The sequence below is a fragment of the uncultured Maricaulis sp. genome, assembly GCF_963976135.1.
In the GTDB taxonomy this organism is placed as follows: Bacteria; Pseudomonadota; Alphaproteobacteria; order Caulobacterales; family Maricaulaceae; genus Maricaulis.
Window position 1 is genome coordinate 1 of sequence record NZ_CAXBKN010000164.1, and the last position, 3156, is coordinate 3156.

4 protein-coding genes are annotated in these 3156 nt (G+C 62.8%); all 4 read right to left on the reverse strand.

Annotated elements, in window-relative coordinates:
• Positions 1–285 (reverse strand): septum formation initiator family protein (locus AAC023_RS14125; protein ID WP_339741879.1); only part of this gene is annotated, 285 nt, incomplete at its 3' end.
• A 171-nt stretch (positions 286–456) separates the two neighbouring features.
• Complete coding sequence (locus AAC023_RS14130) at positions 457–1239, reverse strand: class I SAM-dependent methyltransferase (protein ID WP_339741881.1); 783 nt, start codon at positions 1237–1239, stop codon at positions 457–459.
• Between the two features lie 23 nt (positions 1240–1262).
• On the reverse strand, positions 1263–2534 hold the full coding sequence (gene eno / locus AAC023_RS14135) for a phosphopyruvate hydratase (protein WP_339741884.1): 1272 nt from the start codon (positions 2532–2534) through the stop codon (positions 1263–1265).
• A 207-nt stretch (positions 2535–2741) separates the two neighbouring features.
• Entirely contained in the window at positions 2742–2924 is a 183-nt protein-coding gene (rpmF, locus tag AAC023_RS14140) for a 50S ribosomal protein L32 (protein ID WP_091767016.1), read from the reverse strand.
• Positions 2925–3156: the final 232 nt, after the last annotated feature.

Here is a 3156-nt window from a genome sequence, read left to right on the forward strand (position 1 = left end):
GATCTCGACGATGAAGTCGCGCGGATGGGCGACATTCAGAATGGTGCGGGCGCGTTCCTCGACATAATCGAGGTCGAGACTGTCAGAACGCAGGCGCGCCGCCGTGGTTTCCAGCGCTTCGCGCTCAAGGCGGGTTTCGGCGAGTTCGATTTCAGCGGCGTGGAGGTCGTTCTTGACGACGATCCAGTTGAGCACGCCCTGCTCGCCCGTCAGTGCATGAAAGCCGAAATAGGCAATCGCGACCGCGAGAAAACAACTGGGAAGAATACGCTTGATCGCGTCCAATGCCACACACCCTGATCTTCGGCCTTTGCGGCCTGTTTGATGCGGCTGATTGAACACGATCAGGCTTTAAGAAGCGTGAATCGGGGATTCAGGCCCCGGTAAGAACCGGGGCGGAAATGCCGCCGAAACCGGCAGACGGCGAGAATCCGCCGGCCGCACCGAGACGGCGGATCAGCCGGGCTTCACGGCCAGCGTGGCAAAGCTGGTCGGCATATAGGCATTGAGCGGTGTGGCCTCGTCAGACCAGTCATCCTCGTAGAAACCGGCGATCAGCAGACCGGCCTCGATCTGGCCACCGATCTGGGCCTGCAGGCTATGGCTGAACTCCAGCGCCTCGCGCCCGCTGATTCGCGCCTGGACCAGCGATGCGGGCAGATCCCGCGCCGCATCGAAGGGTAATCGGTGCCGGACCTGCAAAGCTCCGCCGGCTTCGATCTCGTCATGGTCGAACAGCCAGAAGTCCGGATTGACGAATCCCGACAGCAAGCGCCCGCCCGGCTTGAGCACCGCGGCGCACTGGTGCCAGACCGGCATCAGATCGGCAATGAAGAGGTTGGAGACGGGGTGGAAGATCAGGTCGAACGCGCCGCTGACATGGTCCGACAGGCGCGTCATATCGGCCTCGATTACGGCCAGGTCGAGCCCGTCGCGCTCGGCCACGAACACGTCCTTGGCCAATTGTGCCGCCGAAATATCCAGCACGGTGACATCGGCGCCCGCAGCCGCCAGCACCGGCGCCTGCTGCCCGCCCGAACCGGCCAGACACAGCACGCGCGCGCCGGCCAGTTCGCCGAACCAGGCTTTCGGGACAGCTTTGTTGGGCGTGAGGATCACCGACCAGTCACCATCCCGGGCCGCGGCGATCAGTTCGGCACTGACGGGCTGGCACCACGGACTGTCGCCGCGATCGGATTCGGCATTCCAGGCGGCGGCATTATGGCGATGAATATCCATGAATGCCCCCGGGGTCTGGCGGCCTAGCTGATGGCGCTGGAACCGGCAAAGACGCCCATATCGCCGAGCTCGGATTCGATGCGCAGGAGCTGGTTGTATTTGGCGGTACGGTCCGAGCGCGCCAGCGAGCCGGTCTTGATCTGCCCGCAATTGGTGGCGACGGCGAGATCGGCGATGATCGCATCCTCGGTCTCGCCGGAACGGTGTGACATGACGGCGGAATAGCCCGAGCGCAGCGCCATATCGACGGCATCGAGGGTTTCCGACAGCGTGCCGATCTGGTTGACCTTGATCAGGATGGAATTGGCGGCGCCGACTTCAATGCCATGGGCCAGGCGCTCCGGATTGGTGACGAAGAGATCATCGCCGACCAGCTGGCAACGGCCATCGAGGCGCGTGGTCAGGGCTTTCCAGCCCTCCCAGTCATCCTCGGCCATGCCATCCTCGATCGAGATGATCGGATAGCTATTGACCAGGCTTTCCAGATAGGCGGCGAAGGCATCGCTATCATGGGTCTTGCCCGATCCGGCCAGCACGTATTTGCCGTCCTTGAAGAATTCCGTCGAGGCGACATCCAGCGCCAGGGCGACATCCTCGCCCGGCTTGTAGCCGGCCGATTCGATCGCCGCCATGATGACGTCGAGCGCCTGTTCGGCGGTCGCGATATTCGGCGCGAAACCGCCCTCATCGCCGACATTGGTGTTGAGACCATCGGCCTTGAGGCGCGCCTTCAGGGCGTGGAAGATTTCGGAGCCGCAGCGCAGGGCTTCCGAAAAGCTCTCCATGCCGACCGGCATGATCATGAATTCCTGGAAATCGATCGGATTGTCGGCATGGGCGCCGCCATTGATGATATTCATCATCGGGGTTGGCAGGACGCGGGCATTGAGGCCGCCGATATAGCGATAAAGCGGCTGGCCGAAGCTCTCGGCGGCGGCCTTGGCGACGGCGAGCGAGACGCCCAGGGTCGCATTGGCGCCAAGCCGCGACTTGTTGGGGGTGCCATCCAGCTCGATCAGGGCCGCATCGATGCGGCGCTGATTCTCGGCATCAAACCCGCCAATCGTCTCGAAAATCTCGCCCTCGATCGCCGCGATCGCCTTGAGCACGCCCTTGCCGCCATAGCGTGTCCCGCCATCGCGCATTTCCACCGCTTCATGCTGGCCGGTCGAGGCGCCCGACGGCACCGCTGCGCGGCCGAAACTGCCATCCTCCAGCAATACATCGACTTCCACGGTCGGGTTGCCGCGGCTGTCGAGGATTTCACGGGCGATGATGTCGGTGATGGCGGTCATGAGGGTCAGGCTCCACTGGAACGGATATCAGGCGAAAGTCGTTGGGGCGCTTCATAGCCAAAGCCGGACGCAAGTCAAAGCCCGCCATGGCAAATCGGGCCAGATCGGGGCCGGTCAGGTTGAAACGCAACAGGCGCGCCCCGGTTTCCGGAACGCGCCTGTGGACATTCATGCGCGCAGCACCAGCGGTGCCGCAGCGTTCAAGACTCAGTCGTCCTTGACGTCGAGGATCTGGCGGCCGCGATACATGCCGGACTTCAGATCGACATGGTGCGGACGGCGCAGCTCGCCGCTGTCCTTGTCTTCGACATAGACAGGGTTGGACAGGGCGTCGTGGCTGCGGCGCATGCCGCGCTTGGACGGCGTAGTTTTTCTTTTAGGGACGGCCATCAGGCTCTCCACGATGCTGAATACGGTTAGAGGCGGTGCAAACCACCCGTTAGAGCCGCGCCATATAGCCGCTTCGAACTGGCCACGCAAGCGCGAGGGACGCTTCTTCGTGACATTCGCGCCCAACAGGCGTATTAACCTTTTGTGGGCGACGCCGCAGACCGCACGATCACGAGACACGATCACTCATTTGAACTTAGGTCGACTGCAGAACGACGCCGCCCTTTTTCTC

What these genes read in the sequence shown, in the direction of transcription:
- AAC023_RS14130 (WP_339741881.1), bottom strand. Translation starts at nt 1,239, where the DNA reads ATGGATATTCATCGCCATAATGCCGCCGCCTGGAATGCCGAATCCGAT.
- eno (WP_339741884.1), bottom strand. Translation starts at nt 2,534, where the DNA reads ATGACCGCCATCACCGACATCATCGCCCGTGAAATCCTCGACAGCCGC.
- rpmF (WP_091767016.1), bottom strand. Translation starts at nt 2,924, where the DNA reads ATGGCCGTCCCTAAAAGAAAAACTACGCCGTCCAAGCGCGGCATGCGC.